We start from the raw sequence: 17,793 nt of genomic DNA on the forward strand, positions 1-17,793 counted from the left end.
AGTAACGGCTATGCGTTTCTATGGATTCTTGCTGTGTTTGCCTTTAGTGGGATCGCCAGTTTGGGCAGAATCGCCTGCCGTTGATGCCGAACGCGAAGCACTGGAAAAATGGTTTGAGTCGGATACCTCCGAACCGCCGCCGGTAGTGATTAATGAGGGGAAACTCGATTTTTTAGCAACTGCACCGGCAGGTGAAGCGCTTCATCACCATCAAAACAAAGTCAAAATTACCGCTGAATCTTTGCAGGCTGGCTGGGCGCAACTCGAACAATGCCACGACAATCTGGATCAGGCTGCGGCGATGCAAATTACTTTCCGCGATGGCTATATCCGCGATATGAAAATTACTGAGCAGCGCAATATTGGGAAGGCGTGGGTGGAAGGTTCCAGCCTGCAACTCAGCAAAGTTGGCGCTAATGCGCGGGTTTGTTTGCAAGCGCATACCCGTGCGTTGCGGATTCAAGACGATGGCACCTATGTATTGCTCAACGGGCCGTATATGCGCAAGTTTTTGGACGGTTATTATCCGATGCAGGTTTCCATGCAAATCGAATACCCCGCCGATTTGCTGAAAGTGGCGGCTGTTACCCCGGCAGTACAAACCGGTTTTAGCGTGCAGCAACAGCGCGGCTCGGTTGGTTTTGATGCGTTGTTTGCAGGGGAATTGCGCACTTCGATTCAGTTTGAAGCGCTATAACATAATGGGCTAGAATCCGGCGCACGACATTATCAGGATAATCATTATGCCACAGCTCACCGCCTTGCTCTTCGACGTCGATGGCACACTTGCTGACACCGAACGTGATGGACATCGCCCCGCCTTTAATAAAGCCTTTGCCGAAGCCGGTTTGGTCTGGGATTGGACCGTCGCATTGTACGCCGACTTGCTGACCGTCACCGGCGGTAAAGAACGCATCCGCTATTTTGTGGAAAAATATTTGCCAGATTTTGCACCCGCCGAAGGCATCACCGCGTTCGCGGCACGGATACATAAGCGCAAAACGCATTTTTATCTGGAAATGTTGCAAGCGGGCGAAATTCCGTTGCGCGTCGGAGCGGAACGCTTGATTCGGGAAGCGCGAGCGGCGGGTTTGCGGTTGGGCATTGCGACCACGACTACGCCAGAAAACGTGACTTACTTGCTGAAAGCCACTTTGGGTGAAGAATCCATTGCTTGGTTTGAGTGCATTGCGGCAGGCGATATTGTGCCGAAGAAAAAACCCGCGCCGGATATTTATGAGTACGCGATGCAGCAGATGGGCTTACAGCCGGAAGAATGCTTGGCGTTTGAAGATTCGGATAACGGTATTCGCTCGTCCACTGCCGCTAATTTGAAAACGGTGGTGACAGTGAATGATTACACCCGTGACCACGATTTCAGCAAGGCAGTCTTGGTGGTTGATCAGTTTGGCGAGGCGGATGCGCCGTTCACGGTGTTGCGAGGTGACGCAGGTGCGCATACCTACGTCACGCTTGAGCTATTGCAGCAAGTGTTCGCTCAATAAGCGCCTAACAGCGATTGGGCACGGTAAGTGTTCAGGCGGGTGCGCCAGCCGGGGAGCCATTTGGCTTCGCCGCGTTCGGGTGATGAGTTGGCGATACGCCGCACCAAGACTTCTTCGGCGGCACGCGCAAACTCATCCAACGCTTGCGGGCCTGCTTGAACCGGGCGCATGGTCAATAGTACTTGCAGCAAGCCCCAGCCTTGACCGTTGTAGCGTTCGGTTGGGCTAGTGCCTTCGCCTTTGAAATTGACGTAATCCAGCAGTGGATACAGCCCGCGTTGGGTTTTTTCGACCGCTTGGTAGTTTTGCAAAACGCGCTCACGGTCTTGCGGGGCAACCTGTTCTAGCATGGTGGGTAAAGCGCGGGTGAGGCGTTCAGACATGTAGTTTGCCTGAATATTCATGGTTTGTTGCAGGAACGTGCGCAATTGCTGCATTTCTGGGTCATTGCGAGCGCGTTCAAACGCGGCTTTGTTTGCCCAGGGCGCGGTGCGCACGTTGCGGTTGGTCAGCCATTGGGGGACGGGTACGCCTTGCGCTTTGGTGTAGTCGATTAGGCCGGGGAAGGTTTCGGTATAAGGGCCGCGATGCCCTGCCGGATACCAGATAAAATGCCCGATACCGAGAGAGGCGAATTCTTCGCGGTCATTCCAAACTACTAGCAAGGCTGGGTTGCCGCTGGTTTCGTTGCGGTATACTTTGTCGGCAATCCAGTTTAAATCTTTAGCGGGAACGACCGTCGGGGTAGGTGGCGTTTGCTGATTCATCGGAGCACACGCCGATAACCCTAAGCCAGCAATCACCGCCAGTGATAATACTATTTTTTTCATAACAAGCCCTTGTGTCGGTGTAAAACAAAATCAAATTCATAGAGCCGTGCGTCGGGTGAAAAGTTCCATTCTTTGCGCAATGCCCGTGCTTAATTTGGCTGAAAGTGTATAGTTATCAGAGTAAGTAACACAGGAGGTTGATGCCATGAAAGAAAAATTACAGCAATTAATGCAAGCCTTGACCAGTGAGCGCGAGGAGTTACGCGTGCGGTTGCACGTATTGGGTCTGGAGGCGCGTGAAGAGTGGGCGCATCTGGAAACCAAGTGGGATGCTATGCAGGTGCGCTTGCGTGATACCGGCTGGGAATTGAACCTGAAAGCAAAAGAGGAAATTCACGATTTGGGGGAAGATGTGGATAAACTTCAGCATAAAATCAGCGACAAGGTGAAAGATGTGCGCTTGGAAGTGGTTGAGGAATTACACGATTTGGGCGAGGAATTGTCTGACCTGTACCAGAAAATCCGGCGGCATTTTTGAATCGAGTGAACCTGTTGAGGGCGCGTCGGTGGTTGTATCTGGCGCTTGAGGCACAAAAAGGCGGGGTATGGGCAACATTTCTGAACCATTTTTTAATGGTATTGGTCGTGGCAAATGTCGTTGCCGTGGTGGTGGAGTCTGAGCACGCTATTTACCAGGCATACGCACCGTTTTTTGAGTGGTTTGAAGTGTGTTCGGTGGCCATTTTTACGCTGGAATACGTATTACGGGCTTGGGTTTGCGTGGAATCTGAGCACGTTGCGTTTCAGCATCCGATGCGTGGGCGCGTTCGTTATTTGTTGTCGCCGATGGCACTGGTCGATTTGGTGGCGGTATTGCCTTTTTACCTCAGTTTGTTTTTCGGGTTAGTGGATTTACGCGTGTTGCGTAGTTTGCGTTTGTTGCGCTTATTGAAATTGACCCGCTATTCGCATTCTCTGGCGCTGTTGTTGGCAGTATTGCGACAAGAGGCGGATAACTTGATCTCGGCTTTGTTCATTTTGTGCATGTTGGTGTTGTTGTCCGCAACGGGTATTTATTTAGTGGAAGGTCACGTTCAACCGGATAAATTCGGTAGTATTCCCCGCGCATTGTGGTGGTCGGCGGTGACGGTGGCAACGGTCGGTTATGGTGATGTGGTGCCGGTAACGTTAGTGGGAAAGGTGTTTAGTGGCACTATTATCATCACCGGCATTGCAGTTGCAGCGTTGCCTGCCGCTATCCTTGCCTCCGGCATGATCAATGAGTTGAAGCGTCGCCGTGAAAGTTTCCGTTTTGAACTGGTACGTGCCATGGAAAATGGCAAGCTGGATTTTGGCGGCCTGCGTTATTTGGAAAAAATGCGCGTCACCATTGGCATTAGCCGGGCGGATGCGCGTTTGGTGTTCGAGGAAGTTAAGCAGGAAACGCGCTTGCAGACGCACACCAATTGCCCCCATTGCGGGCAGGCGCTGCTGATTAAACATCCGCCGGGGCACATTCATGTGAGTCTGGCGAAGCGGTAACAGTAAGAGTTGGGAAGAGTTTATGAAACAAGTTAAGGTTCTCTTTGTCTGCATGGGCAGGATACGGCAAGCAGATTTAGCCCTTTTCTATCAATAGCTTACCGTTAATTAGTAAGCTATTTGTAAGCTAATAATTATCTCAAATCTCTAAAGTAAGCCAATCATCACCCCGCACATCGTCATATCTCTCAGTCGAACGGGAGTCCTTGTGACCTAGCAGCGTCTTAACGTCAACACCCTGCTTTCTATAAAGCCGTTCGGATAAAGAGCGAACTTCATAGAGCGTCGCCGGTTGCTTGCCTTCCTCCCATGCAATACCCGAACGTCTCACTATCTGGGTGAATTCGCGTGTGATGCGGTAAGGGTGCATAGGCTTGCCCTTGCCCATGTTGCCAGCGTCGGAAACGTGGTGGAGCAAATACGGCGATTCAATGCCATCAGTGAAGCACTTGTTAATGGTGTCTTCCAATGTCCAGCCTAGAGCGTCTAATTTCAGCGTCACGGGGATTTTGATACGAACATCGGTCTTTGTGCGCTGAACCTGCAAATATCCATCTACAGGCTTTTGCATGGCGGTCAATTCCGTTGCGCCCGCGTGACTTGTCAGGATCGCAAGTTCTAGCGCCCGCTGCATCCAATCATCAGCGAGTGAGTAAATCGCACTGAACTGTTCCAGCGATAACCGCGAACGTTTGGCGGTAGCAGTCGGGTTACGGGTCAAGCTTGCAGGATTATGGTTAGCCTTCAGCCATCCCGTAGAAACGGCTTCAAGGAAAAGATCAATCAGCACCGAGCGGATAGTTTGAGCCATGCGGTTTTTACCTTGGCTCTTGAATTCGCTTAGCAAGTCAGTGATTGCTTCAGCATCAACGTCTTTCAATTGCCAGCTACCAAAGCGCGGCATTAGCACGTTATCGAGAATGTGGTGACGGCTTCGCAGGGTGTTAGGCTTTAGATTTCTTTCCTGTAAAGCCTCTTTGAACTTCTCCACGAAAGCACTGAAGGTTTTACCCTTGCCCTCTATGCGTTCAAATAGCGCGGTCTCACGGTCTTTCGGGTGTGCAGCTTGCAGACGATGCAACACCTTGCAAGCGGTTACAAAGTCGCTCCCTAAGCCGTGACGCTTCCCAGTAACGGGATGGATGCACGAATAGTAAGTTTTACCATTCGCGCCTTTTGCATGGTGTAATCCCGCTGGTTTGCGCTTCATGAACTCTCACCTGTGAATGGGCAGTAGTATTTTGCATTTTCGAGAACACGATATGTCCGACCATGCTTTACAGGTTGCGGCTGAATGCGCCCTTCCCTTGCCCACAGACGCAAGGTGTTAATGCTTGGCACTTGATCGGAATAGCGAGACTCTGCCCATTTTTCCAAGGTCAATAATTTTTTCATTGTTTTGCTCTCCATGCTGGCAAGGTCATCTTTTCTCTGAAAAGCATCTTCATGCTGTTTTCAACGAACCAGCTACACACACAAAGCGAGACTACACACTTACACACTTTACACACCCCTAAAGGGGAGTGTGTAAAAGTGTGTAGGTGTGCTGATAGTCCAGTGTGTAAAAGTGTGTAATTGTGTGTAGTAAAGTGTGTAGGTAGTGTGTAGCTCATTATTTAACCACCTCAACATATCCGTTCTGGCATTTGATTAGATTTTGCTCTATCAATTTGTCTGTGATTCGTTCGGCAAATGCTGAAGGTGTTAGGTATCGGTAATTTACTTCAGAATTGTTTTTGCACGATTCAATCCAGTGAGTGAGCATAACTTGCGCCTGATCTGGATTATGACCACTAAGCTCTAAGTTCCGGCGTTGCGCATCAATCAAGCTATGCAGCACTACCATTGCCGCCTTTGGGTTCTTCCCGCTGGCAACTTTTGAGCCTTTACTAGCTTTGGGTGGCGCATCAGTTGCAACAGGAACAAGCGTTGTTTCCCATCCATCTTCCGGGCAGTCTGGATCGGCATAAATTCCGGGTAGCTCAACTCGCTTGAATGTAAATCCCATAGGCAATGGTTTGGCAGCGTCCTTCATTTCGGTGCAGGTGAGGCTTTTAACGGACTGCATATCGTCACCATCCCCATCTAAGAGATAAACGCAATCTGCATTCTTGAGTAGCGTATTTGAGCCATTCATCCGCGTTTCATTGCGGTTCGTGTGATGAATAACCACGACTGCGCAATTGAACCTATCTTTGATTTCATCAGCCGCCGCAATATATTTTGCTGCATCAACACTGCTATTTTCATCACCATCAAGAGTGCGGATATATGTATCAAGGAAAATACAACTAACATCAGGGTATCCGTGTTCTTGCATAGCATTTATTACAGCGTCGATTATTGCATTTTGATCTGTTGGCAGTTTTAGCACTTGCTCTGACAGTAGTAAGTTAGCATCATCCGCTGATACATCATTGTTATTGAGCCATCCCTGAAACCTTTTCAGGATGTTGTTATTCCCTTCCCCGGAAATATAAAGAACTGTTCCCGGTTGCTTGATTTCTTTGCCGTGCCAATCTTCGCCAGTTGCAATAGACATAGCCCAATCAATGCCAATAAATGTTTTTCCAACTTTTGGAGGTGCATGTAAAAAAATGACACTTTTTGATGGAAGTGTTTTTTTAATAAGCCATTCCATCGGCTTAAGATTCTGCAATGCGCTTGATAGCGTTTTCAGCAATACCTTTTTGCTGGATTTTGGTGGTGTATCAGAAAGCGACTCATAAGCAGGGTCTTCGTAATAGCAGTGATCGGGCATATCATGCTTATGGTCTTTGCACTCATAAGCAGGCTGATAAAATCCTGATTCAATTGCAGCAGAGATAACGTCATCATTAAGCATGATTCACCTCAGGCTTTAGGTACTCTCCATAGGATTCAATGGAATGGGTGATTAGCTCTTTAACCAGTGCGATTTCATCAATACTGGGGCGAAACACATAACGACCGTCTACTTTATTCGTCTGGCGTTGCAGGTATTCACGGTGCTTAATTGCGTCGATTAAATCCTCTGCAATCGTCTTGATATTGTAATCACGACGCGCTTGCTCATGCTTGCGCTGCGCATCTAATGCCATTTGTGCAGATTGTTTTTCGGCAATTGCCCTGATTTTATCGCGCTCTTTATTGTCCATTTGCGATAAACCTAAAACATCAGCCACGGCTTTTAATTGCTGTTTGCTATCCCATCCGAAAACATGCCCTAGCAAACTAAATCCATCGCCTGACTGTTGATCGCCACCGCCCCCGCAAAACCACTTGCCAGTATTGCCATAATCAGCCATTACTCTAAAGCGGTCTTTGCCACCGCATCCACAACAAGCCGTATGCTTACGGTAATCCGTTGATATGATTTTTACACCAAGGGCGGTATGGATGTATTCCCACTGCCCATAAGCAGCGACACGAACATCAGAGAAACTAAGCTGATTATTTGAATCAGGTTTGCTATAATTGCGGCTGGAAGTTGAACATATCGCCCCTTCATTTTTGCGAGTGCTGGGGCTTTCGCTTTTTTGGGATTCTTCCCTGTCGATTGCTGCCATCATTGGTTAGCACCTCCATTGTCCAGCCACTCATTAATGACACTTTCGCGCCATCCAATCCGGCGAAGAGATACCATTATCGGCTTTGGGAGCTTGCCACTTTTCATCAAGCGGATAGCAGTCCATTTGCTAAATCCGAGCTTTTCTTTCAGTCCGGCATAGCCATGTATTAATTGATCGTTTTGCATGTTTTTAACACTCAGGTTGCATAAAGTAAGCAAATGATTGCAGGCTCTTGCAAATGGGTTCGTGGAGGTTTCCATTTGAGGCTGTTTTTCTGCTAATTCGCGTTTTGTTCATTTGCCATTAAGAAATGGCAAGGTTTTCACCCTGCCACCTCCGTTTTGCTACGCTTTACGCCTCCTAGACTTCGCTTTTAACGCCTCCAATCGCGTTGGGTCTTTCGCATTGTGCCAATCATCCTTACAAGTGGATTTGCAGAACGTGTGCCATTTGTTCGCCTTGCGGAAGTTTGCGCCGCATTGTGGGCAGTCAACATAAGTCCCTGCTTTCGCCTCAGCAGCTTGCGTGTACGCCGCTTCGTTGATGCGTGTATCTACACGTTCGTGTAAGGGCTTAGAATCGCCTACACGTTCGTGTAAGGGCTTCTCTGCTGATGCGTGTACGCTCTCCTTACGCGCTACCGGCGCATAGTCCGATGGGGTAGGGCGTGGGTTCGTAGGCAAGATGATTTCCTGCGCGTATTTCCGCCGGTTTTCTTCCAGCAATGAGGTTTCACGATCTTTAGCAACCTGACCTGATTGGATAAACCCGAACGTTCTTTCTGGTTTCGCTGGCAATTCGATTTCTGAATCTTGCCACCTGAAGCGACTTGCAGTAGCAGGATTGCCAAAGCCGATTTTAGAATCAGAATACGGCTTGCCCTTAGTGCGAATTTCATAACCATCATCATTGAACGTTTCTGGATTATTCGGGGTAGGGCGGTTTAATTCATCCTTCGATAAATCAATAACACGGTCATCTGTAAAATCATCTGGTGAAAATGTTTTGCCAGTCATTTTGAAATATGAACCGTTCAAATCCTTCAGCATATCGGTGTAATGGCGAATGTTTTTCAATGTTCTGGACTCATTGAAAATGGTCGTGACGTGTATCAGTTCCAGTAGCAATGCCGCTATTAGGGTGATAATCATCACGCCACCATCAATAGATGTATTGAAAATCTGACTAGCGAATTTAGCAGGCGGGATAGCCTGTTCTGTTCGTTCGGCTTTCATCAATTCATGGTTAACCGCTTGCGCCTTAGAGGTTGCTTCAGCATTGCTTGCGCGTTCAGCATTAGCCTGTTCCTTTAAAGAATCAACCATGCCTTTGTCACCATTACAATGAAACTTTGTTTCAGGATTGGTCTTTTTAGCTTGTTCGAGTTTAACCAAACAAGCGCTATAAGACTTTTGAGCCTTAGCAATAGATTCAGCCATTCCAGACGCGCCACTATTAACAATGGTTGCACTGGTGAGTGATTTCCCCATTGCGCTATTATCCGCTGCATGAAAACTCTTTACCTGCAAATTGGTACTTGCTGAAATGCTTTCGTAGTAAATGCCGCTAACGATCGCCAGCGCAATAATGAAATAGATAATGGTTTGAATTTTCCTACGGTCATTAAAGCCATCTTTCGCTATCGCCTTGTAATTGAAGTGCTTCGCCAGACTTAACGCCGCTGGTACGCTTAGAGTGACGATAATCACCCATAGCATACCCACAACATTGGTTTTATTGGCAAACAAATAATCTTGCAAAGCGAATACCGACACGCCAGCGAACAATACGCTAGTGAATGACAGGTAAATGAAAAACGTCGCAATACTCCATATTGACTGAGAAGTTTTAATGCCGTGCAAATCAGCCTTGTGCTGTTCCAATTGCGCGGTTGAACTGGTGATCTCTTGAAAAAGAGGGTAAGCGTTATTCAGATTCATGATTAAACCCCCATCCATGAAATTGTGTACAAACCGACGATGTATAAAACACGTAGCAAGCTGTTTGCCGGTGTTGTCCACAGTGTTGTGGTTATCGCCAGTGAAGCGAATACCGGGAACAATTGATAGACCGCGTAAATGTGGTTATCGCTTGCCATCACGTTTGAGAAGTTCACGGCATAGAACAGAACCGCCAGTAAGCCGATTCCATTGGTAACGTGCTTGAACAGTTCCGCACGTACCGCAAAATCAGCGACGTGACGGAATAGGGCAAACATCAAGGGGAATACCGTCGCCCCTGTGGTGATAAGTTCCCAGACGTTGCCAGCCGTGCCAATGTGACCATTGGTTTTTTCCAGCTTGGCAGGGGATACGGTTAGGTGAGTGGGGTTGCTCATTGCTGCACCTCCAACAAATCCGCACGGACTAGCGCCCACAAGGTTGTCAGGTTTTCAATTTCCTGATTCATGCCAGCAATCGCGGTTTGTTTCGTTGAAAATCGGGTGAAGAATTGCGACAAAATGGCGGCATGGCTTTTCATGCGAGCGGTAATGGTAAGAAGCCCTTGGATGCGCTCTTGCGTAGTGAGTCGTGCGTATGGTGAGATTTCAGGCTGTGTGCCGACCATCGCCATAGCAAAATCCGCAAGAATGCGTTGATTTTCTGGACTCATCAGGGGAATTGCCTGAATGATGCGTGTTTCTAACTGACTGTAGTTTTCAGTTTCAGTTGTGTTAAGATTTGCCATTGCTGGACTCCTAAGTTATTGCATTAAGTGGGTTTTCAGTAATTGGCTGTTTGGTGCTTCCAACACCTTGCAGCCCTTAAGCGCCCCTTCATTGGGGCGTTTTCGTTTATGCCGTTTGTGCTTTCTGTTCTGCCTCCCTTGCCATTGCTTCTTTCAGGATGCGGATAAGTTCCGCGTTCATGCTTCTATCGTTGGTCTTCGCCCGATCTGTCAGCCATTGGTGAACAGGTGCGGGCATTCTTGCTTGCGTTTTTTTGTCTGGTTCTGTCATTGCCAAAATTCCAATATAGTTAAAATAGATACTAAATTAGTTAGTGAGAATACGGTATTAGTTATTTTTGAGTTTGTCAACTAAATTAGTTGTAGAATGCGGCATAAATTCAATTAGGCGTTACCGGATGGCAAAGCAAGACGACTTTTTCAAGATGCAGGTGAGAATTCCAATGGAGCTGTACGAACAACTCAAAGAATCATCTGATGAAAATTTCAGGAGCTTGAATGCGGAAATTATCTATCTGCTGTCGGTTTGCATGGGCAACAAGGCAACCTCAGCCACGCCGGATGAAGTGCGTAGCATCATCAGAGAGGAACTAGGCACGGCAATAAAAAAAAGCCTGAATAAAGTTTGACTGATTTTTACAGTTAGCAAACGTGCGTGATTCTTTGAGAGTTGCGCGGGCAATCGCCCCAAAGATTCGCCCACGTTTACTCAAAATGAGGAGGTGTGATTAGTCCAGGAACTGCATAAGAAAACGCTAATATTCCATAGGGGGGGGTATGTGCGATAAACCAATGATCTAGTTAAGAAATTCGGGATTAAGATTCGGTACGCTAGACGCAAAAAAGCCGGAATTTATCCGGCTCTTGGTGGTGGTGTCTTAGCGTTTTGGTTTAGCCATCTGCAACAGAATCACCGCTATTGCCGCTAATAGCTTGTTTTGCGGGGTATCCTCTTCGGGGACACGCTCCATGTGACCGAGCGCCTTATCGAGTAGCCCGAATGCCACTTTGTATCCTTCAAACCCTTGAATTTCTTTCGTGTTCATGATTTCGCCGCTCCTTTCGCCGCGTTAATTTGCTGCTCAAGCATCACGCCTCTGCCGACTAATGCCGCTTCTTTAACCGCCACTTCTTCCGAACCGATTTGATACAGCATTTCGAGCCGTTCATAATTGACGGGTCGGTATTCCGCCGTTTCAATGCCAAGCTCTCGCAATGCCAGCAATTCAACAATCTTAGGTAATGCCATGCCTTGCGCTGAAATCTCTAGCGCACAATCAGTTGCGGTGAGTTCGCCACTCTTCAACCGTAAAATGATTGGTTCAAGGTCTGCATCGTTCATGACTTTAGGTTTTCCATAGCCACGATCTAGCAAGCTATTTGCAGCTATCGCCCGTTGGGGTGATTCAGGGTTATTGAGAAGCTCCACAAGCGCATTAATAGCGTTTTCCGTATGTTGCCTAGCCAATTCACGAACGTTGATTGTAGCGGCATTCAATGCGCCCCTCTTGCGTCCTGCACCGTCACGTTTTCCGCCTCGCTTTTCCATTTTGAAAAAATCCTCTGGAATGATTGTTTATCAAACGCCGCAATTCAGGCTGTATAAGTTCTGCGGTCGCTGGCAACCGCTACCAAAGTCTTCGTAAGATTCAAATAGTTGTTGGGCATTCGGTGGCAAGTCGCTTGCTAGTCCCGTTTCAGAAAATGACACCCATTCAGCTAGTTCGCTTTCCAGAGGTTCGAGCTTTTGCAGTGATTCGCTAGCGTCGTAATCAGCAATAATCCGCCCGGCTTCTTCGGCTTGAATGCCAGAATCAACCAATGCTTGACGCTTGCGTTCAACAGCCGCTTGACCGTTGGTAATCTCGCTACGCAAACCACGTATTGAGCTTGGGAGTTCGTGAAACTGTCGATGTGTGCGAATCCCGATGAACTTATCAATCAATGCCTTACGGTCATCAATATCAAGCGTCAAAGCTTCGAGTTCCTGCGATCTTGCTTCGATAATGCCGTCAACACCTTTCGTAGCAACATTGTATTCCGCCAGCGTGTTACGGCATTGGTGCAGGGAATCCAGCTTGCTGGTGAGTTCGTGACGTTTCAGGCAAACGCCCTTGAATGATAATGGTGCGGTCATTTTTAAAATCCAGTTTGAAATAAGCCACCATTTTGAATGTTTATCAAAGCGGGATTTAGGCGGGTTTCCTTGCCCGTTGGGGTTTTGTCAGTTTTGGCAGTTCGACACAGACACACTTTCCCGTTTTTCTGGTGCTAGATTGCCTGAAAATTAGGTTTTGTCAGTTTTGGCAGTTCTACGGTGAGGCACTTTTGTGTTTTTTCTGTGAATGACGGACACAAAAAAGCCGGATTTCTCCGGCTCTTGCTTAGTGTAGGGTAGGGCAGGGATTACAGAAACGAACTTCCGGCATGGTCTTTGAATAGTTCCGCGTTCCGCACGTAGCCTTTCACTGTCTGTACTGACTTATGGCGCGATACATCCATAATCTTGAACAGGTTAGCGCCCGCTTCCGCTGCACTGGTGATGAATCCCGCCCGCAATGAATGCCCGCTAAAATCATCAGGATTCAAACCAGCCGCTTCAGCGTAACGCTTCACGATAGCAGCAATGGATTTGTCGGTGATTGCCTGATCGCGGGTCTTGTCGCTTTTGGTGATAGGTCTGAATAATACGCCGTCACTAATGCCAGCCGATTGCAGGTAATCTTTCAGGATGCCGCATACATCCAGCTTGCCGCCGTAGATAGCGATAACATGCCCTTCACCCTCTTGGTCGGTCTTACTCTTGCGAATCGTGACTCTTGCGCCATCTTGCACAAACTCAATATCTGACACCTGCAAAGCTACCAGTTCCGAGCGACGGAAAGCGCCAGCAAACCCTAACAACAAAATAGCCTTGTCACGCTTGCCCTGTAGCGTCTTTGTGTTGCATTGAGCAATCATCTGATAAATCTTATCCACGGTTGCCGCTGCTTTCTTTTCGACCTTAGCACCGACATTGCGCTTAATGCCTTTCAGTGTGGCACTCACCAGCTTGTCGCCAGTCGGTGAAGTCATTCCCGCCGCTTCATGTGCATAGCGAATTGCAGCAATGCGCCGATTTAGGGTTGAAGGCGAAACACCGTCATTAGCCTGATGTGCCAGAAAGTCGGCAATGGTAGCGGGTGATGCTGGCATGGCTTCCAAAGACCGACTATCGCACCAACTGACAAAAATAGTCAGGTCACTACGGTAAGCCTTGCGAGTGGATGCCGCTGTGGATTCTGCGACAAAGTGCCGTGTTTCATCACTGATAGTTTGTGTTGCCAGTGAGTTGCTGTTTGTGGTGGTCAATGTGGTCATTTCAAGCCTCTTTATTAGTTCCGAGAATATACATTATCGGAAGTAATAATATATATTGGTGTAAGTTGTGTCAATGCGTGTCAATAGGTGGCTTTATGGTTCATTCCTGAATGAGTGGGTAATTGGAAGTTTTAGTACAGGGTGATTGATTACAGTGAGAGGATGCAGGATGCTATGATTTAACCTAGATTCAGGCGAAACGCATTTGTAAAAAATCTTGTAAGTACCTGTTTTTGTTAGTGCGTGAATGTAAGTTTTACAGTGTTTTTCAGGTGGCTTTTTTAGTATAAGTGGTTGATTTTATGAAACAAATTAAGGTTTTATTCGTTTGCATGGGCAATATCTGTCGTTCACCCACGGCGCAAGGCGTGTTCGAGCGTTTGGTGCAGGCGCAAGGCTTGGCAGATCGCATTCTGATTGATTCGGCGGGCACACACGCGTACCACATCGGCAGTTCCCCGGATAAGCGGTCGCAAGCAGCGGCAAAACATCGTGGGCTGGATTTATCGGGGCAGCGAGCACGTAAAGTGACCGCAGCCGATATTGAGGAATTTGATTATGTGCTGGCAATGGATCGTGCAAATTTAGAGGATTTACAGGATTTGGTTGTGGCGTCACCGCCTGAACGGGTGCGCTTATTCATGACGTTTGCCGAACGTTGGAAGGTCGACGAAGTGCCTGACCCTTATTACGGTGGGGAAAGTGGTTTTGAGCGCGTATTGGACATGGTAGAAGATGCGGCGGCAGGTTTGTTAGACCATATCCGCCGCCATCATTGCTAGGCAGCGCGAGCTGAGTGGGGTTACTCCGGCTCAGTGTGCATCCATGAAGGGCGTTTTTTCATGGGCGCTGCCGCTGCTTTGGGTTGGTCAAGCACGGGTTCGGGAGCGGAGACGCTTGCTTCTGTCGGTTGTGGTTCCGGTTGAGCCGGTGAATTTTCCGCCGCCGGTTCTGGGAGCGGCTGCGTTTGAGGTGCGCTTTCCACCACATTGGGTTCTGGTTGCGTTGTTTCTGTTGCCGCAACGATTGGTTCAGGTTCCGGTTTCGGCGTTGGTTGCGGCGCAGTTTCCACTATTACCAGAGGTTCTGGAACAGGTTCCGGTTTGACTTCAGCTTTTGCCGGTTGGCGTTCATAGCGCGGTTGATGCGCCGGTTGTGCAGCGCTCAGGTCGATGATGAACGGTTCCATGTCTTCTGATGCGAAGTGTTGCTCAACCTCGGATCCCGCAGGGCGCGGCGGGCGCTGCTGACGGTTTTGATTACCACGCGGGCGGCGTGTCCGGCCTCGGCGTTCGCGTGGGCCACGCGGTTGTGTGCCGACGGTTTCTTCGCGTGCGTCATCGCTTTCTTCGGTGTCAGGTGCGTCGGTAATATTATCAACGTCGATGTCTGCTTCTTCTGCCGGTAATGTGGGCAGTGCAGGTGCTACGGGGATGACCGTATCTGCGACGGGGACTTCTAACAGAGCGTTGTCATTAACGGGTTGATGCGTGTGTTGGGGTGTCGCCGTTGGCGCATCATCCATCATTGGTGCGTCAATCCCTTGGTCGTGTGCCGTGATTTCAGGTGTCGCCGTGTTGCGGTTACGCGATTCACGCCGTGAGCGATCCCGGCGCGGTTGTTGCGCTTGACCGTTGTCACGGTTGCCATCACGGGTCTCGCGTGGTGCTGGCAATACGATTTCTACCGGCACTTGCTCTTCCACTGGCGCGGTGATTATTGCTGGCATGTCTTGCGGTTGCACACGCGGTGGGCGTGGTTCGCGTGGCGGGCGACGGTTGTTGGTGTCGCCCGTGGTTTCCTCGCGTTCGTTACGGTTGCGATTGTTGCGGCGGTCGTTATTACGCTCGTTAGCGTTGTTGTTGCGTTCAGGGGCGCGTTCGTTGACACGCTCGTTACTGCGTGGTTCTTGAGTGCGCTGCTCGTTGGCGCGTTCATTGCTGCGCTCTTCGGGACGATTTTGACGGTTTTGGCGATTTTCTTGGTTACTGCGGTTACGCGTGTCGTCATTGACGGGGCGTTCTACCTCATTGGCGACGTCGCTTTTGCCGTCGTTGCGATTACGGTTGCGGTTGCGTTGATCGTTGCGGTCGTTACCGCGTTCGTTGTTGCGGCGGTCGCGCTGTGGCTGGTCGTCGCGCTTAGCGACAACGGGTGCGGCGGCTTCTGCTTGGCTTTCTGCGGCTTCTGCTGCTTGATCAACACTTGGGCTGCTACCGAACAGGCTGCCGAAAATACGCCGCATTAACCCAGGGCCTTTGATTGGCGCAATGGTTGGAACAATCGGCGTTGCTGCCACTGTTACTTCTGCTGGCTGGCTACGGGCGTGTTGCGGCGCAGGCGTGCTGGGCATGACGTTGGTGACAGCGGCTTCCGCAGCGGCTTGATGTGGGTTAGCTTCTTGCCGGACAGTTTCTTCCGCAGCCGGTGGTGCGGGGATGTATTGGTAACTGCTGGTAATGACTTCCTCGTCTTCGAGATTGTCATTGCGGATACGGCTGATGTCGTAATGCGGCGTTTCCATGTACGGGTTGGGAATAATGGTCAAATCGACATTGCGGCGCTGTTGAATGTCGGTGATCGCTTGACGCTTTTCGTTCAGCAAGAAAGTCGCAACGGAAACCGGCAGGCGGGCAATGACTTTGCCGGTCATTTCCTTCATGGCTTCTTCTTCGACCAAGCGCAAGATGGACAGCGCCATTGAGTCGGTACTGCGAATGTGACCTTGACCCGTGCAACGCGGGCAGACGATTTGGCTGGATTCGCCAAGTGACGGGCGCAAGCGTTGACGTGACATTTCCAGCAAACCAAAGCGGGAAATGCGCCCGACTTGTACCCGCGCACGGTCAAGTTTCATGGCATCACGCAGGCGTTTTTCGACTTCGCGCTGGTGTTTGCTGGGCAGCATGTCGATAAAGTCGATCACTACCAAACCGCCCAAGTCACGCAAGCGCAATTGACGCGCAATTTCGTCAGCCGCTTCGAGGTTGGTATTGAGCGCGGTTTCTTCGATGTCATGCCCTTTGGTGGCACGCGCCGAGTTGATGTCGATGGAAATCAGCGCTTCGGTATGGTCAATGACGATTGCGCCGCCAGAGGGCAGGGCAACGGTGCGCTGATACGCCGTTTCGATCTGGTTTTCCACCTGAAAGCGGCTGAATAGCGGTGTGCCATCGGTGTAAAGCTTGAGCTTGCGGATATTGTGCGGCATCACCGCCTGCATAAAATCACGCGCTTGGTTGAATACCTTGTCATTGTCGATAACAATTTCACCGATGTCGCGGCGGAAATAGTCACGTAAGGCACGGATAATGACATTGCTTTCCTGATACAGCAGCGTCGGGCCTTTGTGCTGTTGGTAGGCTTGCTGGATGGCATTCCACAGGGTTTTGAGGTAGTCCAAATCCCATGACAGTTCCTCGGCATCGCGCTCGATACCGGCGGTGCGCACGATCACGCCCATGCTGTCAGGGATGTCTAACTCGCTCAGGGTTTGCTTGATTTGCTGGCGGTCATCGCCTTCAATACGCCGAGAAACCCCACCAGCCTTAGGGTTATTGGGCATCAGCACCAAATAACGCCCGGCAAGGCTGAGGTAGGTGGTCAGAGCTGCGCCCTTGTTGCCGCGCTCTTCCTTATCGACCTGCACCAGAATTTCCATGCCTTCACGCATCACGTCTTTGACGTTAGGGCGACCAGTGTACTTAGCATTCGGGTTGTAAAATTCGGGCGCAACTTCGCGGAAGGAGAGGAAACCGTGGCGTTGTGCGCCATAATTAACAAAGACTGCTTCTAAGCTGGGTTCGACGCGGGTAATTACCCCTTTGTAAATATTGGCCTTTTTCTGAGCGCGTAGGGAATGTTCAATATCGAGGTCGTATAGGCGTTGCCCATCAACCATGGCAACGCGAATTTCTTCGGGTTGGGTTGCATTAATTAAAATACGTTTCATGTACTACATAAGCCTTGGTTATGCAGCACCTGTTACCTGTTTGTTTCAGGTGGAGTCGATTAGCTTATTTCGTTTAATATCAAAGCGTTAGAAATGTTCTCTTCGCCAAGCTATGGATTAACCTTAATCGGGCCTACCTTCAGAAAGAATCGTTCGGTTGTTACGGGTCATGGAACTGCCTCATAAGGGCGCATGAAAATTGTAAACCGCTGGCGCATTCTTGCAACAGACATCAGCAACAAGTTCTGCTGTTAATGCCACACCTGTTTGCTTACTTTTTAAACTGCATAACAGGCGTTGAGTTATTGGGGGTGAGGATGCTTTATCCTGTTTACCCCTGCACAAATTCTGGGGGAATGTTCTGACCGCTAGAATTTGTGATTGAATCAATCAGGCATGGGTCATATCATCGTGTTCTGATTTGA

General features: G+C 49.2%; 21 protein-coding genes. 6 read left to right on the top strand and 15 right to left on the bottom strand.

The genetic code is table 11. The features are described 5' to 3' along the window. Positions 1-10: 10 nt before the first annotated feature. Complete coding sequence (locus L3K52_09815) at positions 11-697, top strand: hypothetical protein (GenBank protein UOG90505.1); 687 nt, start codon at positions 11-13, stop codon at positions 695-697. Positions 698-743: 46 nt separating this feature from the next. Beyond that, on the top strand, positions 744-1,505 hold the full coding sequence (locus L3K52_09820; protein UOG90506.1) for an HAD family hydrolase: 762 nt from the start codon (positions 744-746) through the stop codon (positions 1,503-1,505). On the opposite strand, the gene L3K52_09825 is transcribed toward L3K52_09820, so the two are convergent. After that, the gene (locus L3K52_09825; protein ID UOG90507.1) at positions 1,499-2,335 is read right to left on the bottom strand and encodes a hypothetical protein; all 837 of its coding nucleotides are present in this window, start codon (positions 2,333-2,335) and stop codon (positions 1,499-1,501) included. The two genes, L3K52_09820 and L3K52_09825, sit on opposite strands and share 7 nt — an antisense overlap. A 145-nt stretch (positions 2,336-2,480) precedes the next feature. Between L3K52_09825 and L3K52_09830 the strand changes: the two genes are divergently transcribed. Next, positions 2,481-2,813: a hypothetical protein gene (locus L3K52_09830; protein ID UOG90508.1), complete on the top strand. Its 333-nt coding sequence runs from the start codon at positions 2,481-2,483 to the stop codon at positions 2,811-2,813. Between the two features lie 5 nt (positions 2,814-2,818). Further along, positions 2,819-3,817 carry an ion transporter gene (locus L3K52_09835; protein ID UOG93991.1) on the top strand — a complete coding sequence of 333 codons (999 nt, stop codon included), beginning with the start codon at positions 2,819-2,821 and terminating at the stop codon, positions 3,815-3,817. A 139-nt stretch (positions 3,818-3,956) separates the two neighbouring features. Here the strand turns inward: L3K52_09835 and L3K52_09840 are convergent, their stop codons facing one another. The 9 genes from L3K52_09840 to L3K52_09880 form a co-directional block, all read right to left on the bottom strand. Continuing rightward, positions 3,957-5,027 carry a tyrosine-type recombinase/integrase gene (locus L3K52_09840; protein UOG90509.1) on the bottom strand — a complete coding sequence of 357 codons (1,071 nt, stop codon included), beginning with the start codon at positions 5,025-5,027 and terminating at the stop codon, positions 3,957-3,959. After that, the gene (locus L3K52_09845) at positions 5,024-5,212 is read right to left on the bottom strand and encodes a hypothetical protein (protein UOG90510.1); all 189 of its coding nucleotides are present in this window, start codon (positions 5,210-5,212) and stop codon (positions 5,024-5,026) included. Before L3K52_09845 ends, L3K52_09840 begins: the two co-directional genes overlap by 4 nt. 217 nt (positions 5,213-5,429) lie before the next feature. Further along, the gene (locus tag L3K52_09850) at positions 5,430-6,662 is read right to left on the bottom strand and encodes a helicase RepA family protein (protein ID UOG90511.1); all 1,233 of its coding nucleotides are present in this window, start codon (positions 6,660-6,662) and stop codon (positions 5,430-5,432) included. Continuing rightward, complete coding sequence (locus L3K52_09855; protein ID UOG90512.1) at positions 6,655-7,368, bottom strand: hypothetical protein; 714 nt, start codon at positions 7,366-7,368, stop codon at positions 6,655-6,657. Before L3K52_09855 ends, L3K52_09850 begins: the two co-directional genes overlap by 8 nt. After that, positions 7,365-7,553 carry an AlpA family transcriptional regulator gene (locus tag L3K52_09860; GenBank protein UOG90513.1) on the bottom strand — a complete coding sequence of 63 codons (189 nt, stop codon included), beginning with the start codon at positions 7,551-7,553 and terminating at the stop codon, positions 7,365-7,367. The genes L3K52_09855 and L3K52_09860 overlap by 4 nt, the downstream gene beginning before the upstream one ends. Before the next feature lie 159 nt (positions 7,554-7,712). After that, positions 7,713-9,308: a hypothetical protein gene (locus L3K52_09865; protein ID UOG90514.1), complete on the bottom strand. Its 1,596-nt coding sequence runs from the start codon at positions 9,306-9,308 to the stop codon at positions 7,713-7,715. Positions 9,309-9,310: 2 nt separating this feature from the next. Further along, a complete protein-coding gene (locus L3K52_09870) occupies positions 9,311-9,706 on the bottom strand; it encodes a hypothetical protein (GenBank protein ID UOG90515.1) in 396 nt (131 codons plus the stop codon). Further along, a complete protein-coding gene (locus L3K52_09875) occupies positions 9,703-10,056 on the bottom strand; it encodes a hypothetical protein (protein ID UOG90516.1) in 354 nt (117 codons plus the stop codon). Before L3K52_09875 ends, L3K52_09870 begins: the two co-directional genes overlap by 4 nt. A gap of 106 nt (positions 10,057-10,162) precedes the next feature. Beyond that, positions 10,163-10,327, bottom strand: coding sequence for an Arc family DNA-binding protein (locus tag L3K52_09880; GenBank protein UOG90517.1), 165 nt, complete (start codon positions 10,325-10,327; stop codon positions 10,163-10,165). A gap of 127 nt (positions 10,328-10,454) precedes the next feature. Between L3K52_09880 and L3K52_09885 the strand changes: the two genes are divergently transcribed. After that, positions 10,455-10,685: an Arc family DNA-binding protein gene (locus L3K52_09885; protein ID UOG90518.1), complete on the top strand. Its 231-nt coding sequence runs from the start codon at positions 10,455-10,457 to the stop codon at positions 10,683-10,685. A 249-nt stretch (positions 10,686-10,934) separates the two neighbouring features. Here the strand turns inward: L3K52_09885 and L3K52_09890 are convergent, their stop codons facing one another. The 4 genes from L3K52_09890 to L3K52_09905 form a co-directional block, all read right to left on the bottom strand. Further along, positions 10,935-11,102 (bottom strand): hypothetical protein, encoded by a 168-nt coding sequence (locus tag L3K52_09890; GenBank protein UOG90519.1) that lies wholly within the window; start codon positions 11,100-11,102, stop codon positions 10,935-10,937. After that, a complete protein-coding gene (locus L3K52_09895; protein ID UOG90520.1) occupies positions 11,099-11,605 on the bottom strand; it encodes a hypothetical protein in 507 nt (168 codons plus the stop codon). Before L3K52_09895 ends, L3K52_09890 begins: the two co-directional genes overlap by 4 nt. A 30-nt stretch (positions 11,606-11,635) precedes the next feature. Next, positions 11,636-12,193 (bottom strand): hypothetical protein, encoded by a 558-nt coding sequence (locus tag L3K52_09900; protein ID UOG90521.1) that lies wholly within the window; start codon positions 12,191-12,193, stop codon positions 11,636-11,638. 269 nt (positions 12,194-12,462) lie between these two features. Then, complete coding sequence (locus tag L3K52_09905) at positions 12,463-13,416, bottom strand: tyrosine-type recombinase/integrase (protein UOG90522.1); 954 nt, start codon at positions 13,414-13,416, stop codon at positions 12,463-12,465. Between the two features lie 302 nt (positions 13,417-13,718). Between L3K52_09905 and L3K52_09910 the strand changes: the two genes are divergently transcribed. Further along, positions 13,719-14,198: a low molecular weight phosphotyrosine protein phosphatase gene (locus tag L3K52_09910; GenBank protein UOG90523.1), complete on the top strand. Its 480-nt coding sequence runs from the start codon at positions 13,719-13,721 to the stop codon at positions 14,196-14,198. A 20-nt stretch (positions 14,199-14,218) separates the two neighbouring features. Here the strand turns inward: L3K52_09910 and L3K52_09915 are convergent, their stop codons facing one another. Next, positions 14,219-17,368 (bottom strand): Rne/Rng family ribonuclease, encoded by a 3,150-nt coding sequence (locus tag L3K52_09915; GenBank protein ID UOG90524.1) that lies wholly within the window; start codon positions 17,366-17,368, stop codon positions 14,219-14,221. Positions 17,369-17,793 lie beyond the last annotated feature (425 nt).

The sequence above is a fragment of the Candidatus Thiothrix sulfatifontis genome, from assembly GCA_022828425.1.
Lineage (GTDB): Bacteria > Pseudomonadota > Gammaproteobacteria > Thiotrichales > Thiotrichaceae > Thiothrix > Thiothrix sulfatifontis.

Bases quoted from the DNA above. Each gene is read 5' to 3' on its own strand.
- L3K52_09830 (UOG90508.1), top strand. From the start codon at position 2,481: ATGAAAGAAAAATTACAGCAATTAATGCAAGCCTTGACCAGTGAGCGC.
- L3K52_09860 (UOG90513.1), bottom strand. From the start codon at position 7,553: ATGCAAAACGATCAATTAATACATGGCTATGCCGGACTGAAAGAAAAG.
- L3K52_09825 (UOG90507.1), bottom strand. From the start codon at position 2,335: ATGAAAAAAATAGTATTATCACTGGCGGTGATTGCTGGCTTAGGGTTA.
- L3K52_09855 (UOG90512.1), bottom strand. From the start codon at position 7,368: ATGATGGCAGCAATCGACAGGGAAGAATCCCAAAAAAGCGAAAGCCCC.
- L3K52_09885 (UOG90518.1), top strand. From the start codon at position 10,455: ATGGCAAAGCAAGACGACTTTTTCAAGATGCAGGTGAGAATTCCAATG.
- L3K52_09845 (UOG90510.1), bottom strand. From the start codon at position 5,212: ATGAAAAAATTATTGACCTTGGAAAAATGGGCAGAGTCTCGCTATTCC.
- L3K52_09815 (UOG90505.1), top strand. From the start codon at position 11: ATGCGTTTCTATGGATTCTTGCTGTGTTTGCCTTTAGTGGGATCGCCA.
- L3K52_09910 (UOG90523.1), top strand. From the start codon at position 13,719: ATGAAACAAATTAAGGTTTTATTCGTTTGCATGGGCAATATCTGTCGT.
- L3K52_09850 (UOG90511.1), bottom strand. From the start codon at position 6,662: ATGCTTAATGATGACGTTATCTCTGCTGCAATTGAATCAGGATTTTAT.
- L3K52_09890 (UOG90519.1), bottom strand. From the start codon at position 11,102: ATGAACACGAAAGAAATTCAAGGGTTTGAAGGATACAAAGTGGCATTC.
- L3K52_09875 (UOG90516.1), bottom strand. From the start codon at position 10,056: ATGGCAAATCTTAACACAACTGAAACTGAAAACTACAGTCAGTTAGAA.
- L3K52_09865 (UOG90514.1), bottom strand. From the start codon at position 9,308: ATGAATCTGAATAACGCTTACCCTCTTTTTCAAGAGATCACCAGTTCA.
- L3K52_09895 (UOG90520.1), bottom strand. From the start codon at position 11,605: ATGGAAAAGCGAGGCGGAAAACGTGACGGTGCAGGACGCAAGAGGGGC.
- L3K52_09900 (UOG90521.1), bottom strand. From the start codon at position 12,193: ATGACCGCACCATTATCATTCAAGGGCGTTTGCCTGAAACGTCACGAA.
- L3K52_09820 (UOG90506.1), top strand. From the start codon at position 744: ATGCCACAGCTCACCGCCTTGCTCTTCGACGTCGATGGCACACTTGCT.
- L3K52_09915 (UOG90524.1), bottom strand. From the start codon at position 17,368: ATGAAACGTATTTTAATTAATGCAACCCAACCCGAAGAAATTCGCGTT.
- L3K52_09905 (UOG90522.1), bottom strand. From the start codon at position 13,416: ATGACCACATTGACCACCACAAACAGCAACTCACTGGCAACACAAACT.
- L3K52_09880 (UOG90517.1), bottom strand. From the start codon at position 10,327: ATGACAGAACCAGACAAAAAAACGCAAGCAAGAATGCCCGCACCTGTT.
- L3K52_09840 (UOG90509.1), bottom strand. From the start codon at position 5,027: ATGAAGCGCAAACCAGCGGGATTACACCATGCAAAAGGCGCGAATGGT.
- L3K52_09870 (UOG90515.1), bottom strand. From the start codon at position 9,706: ATGAGCAACCCCACTCACCTAACCGTATCCCCTGCCAAGCTGGAAAAA.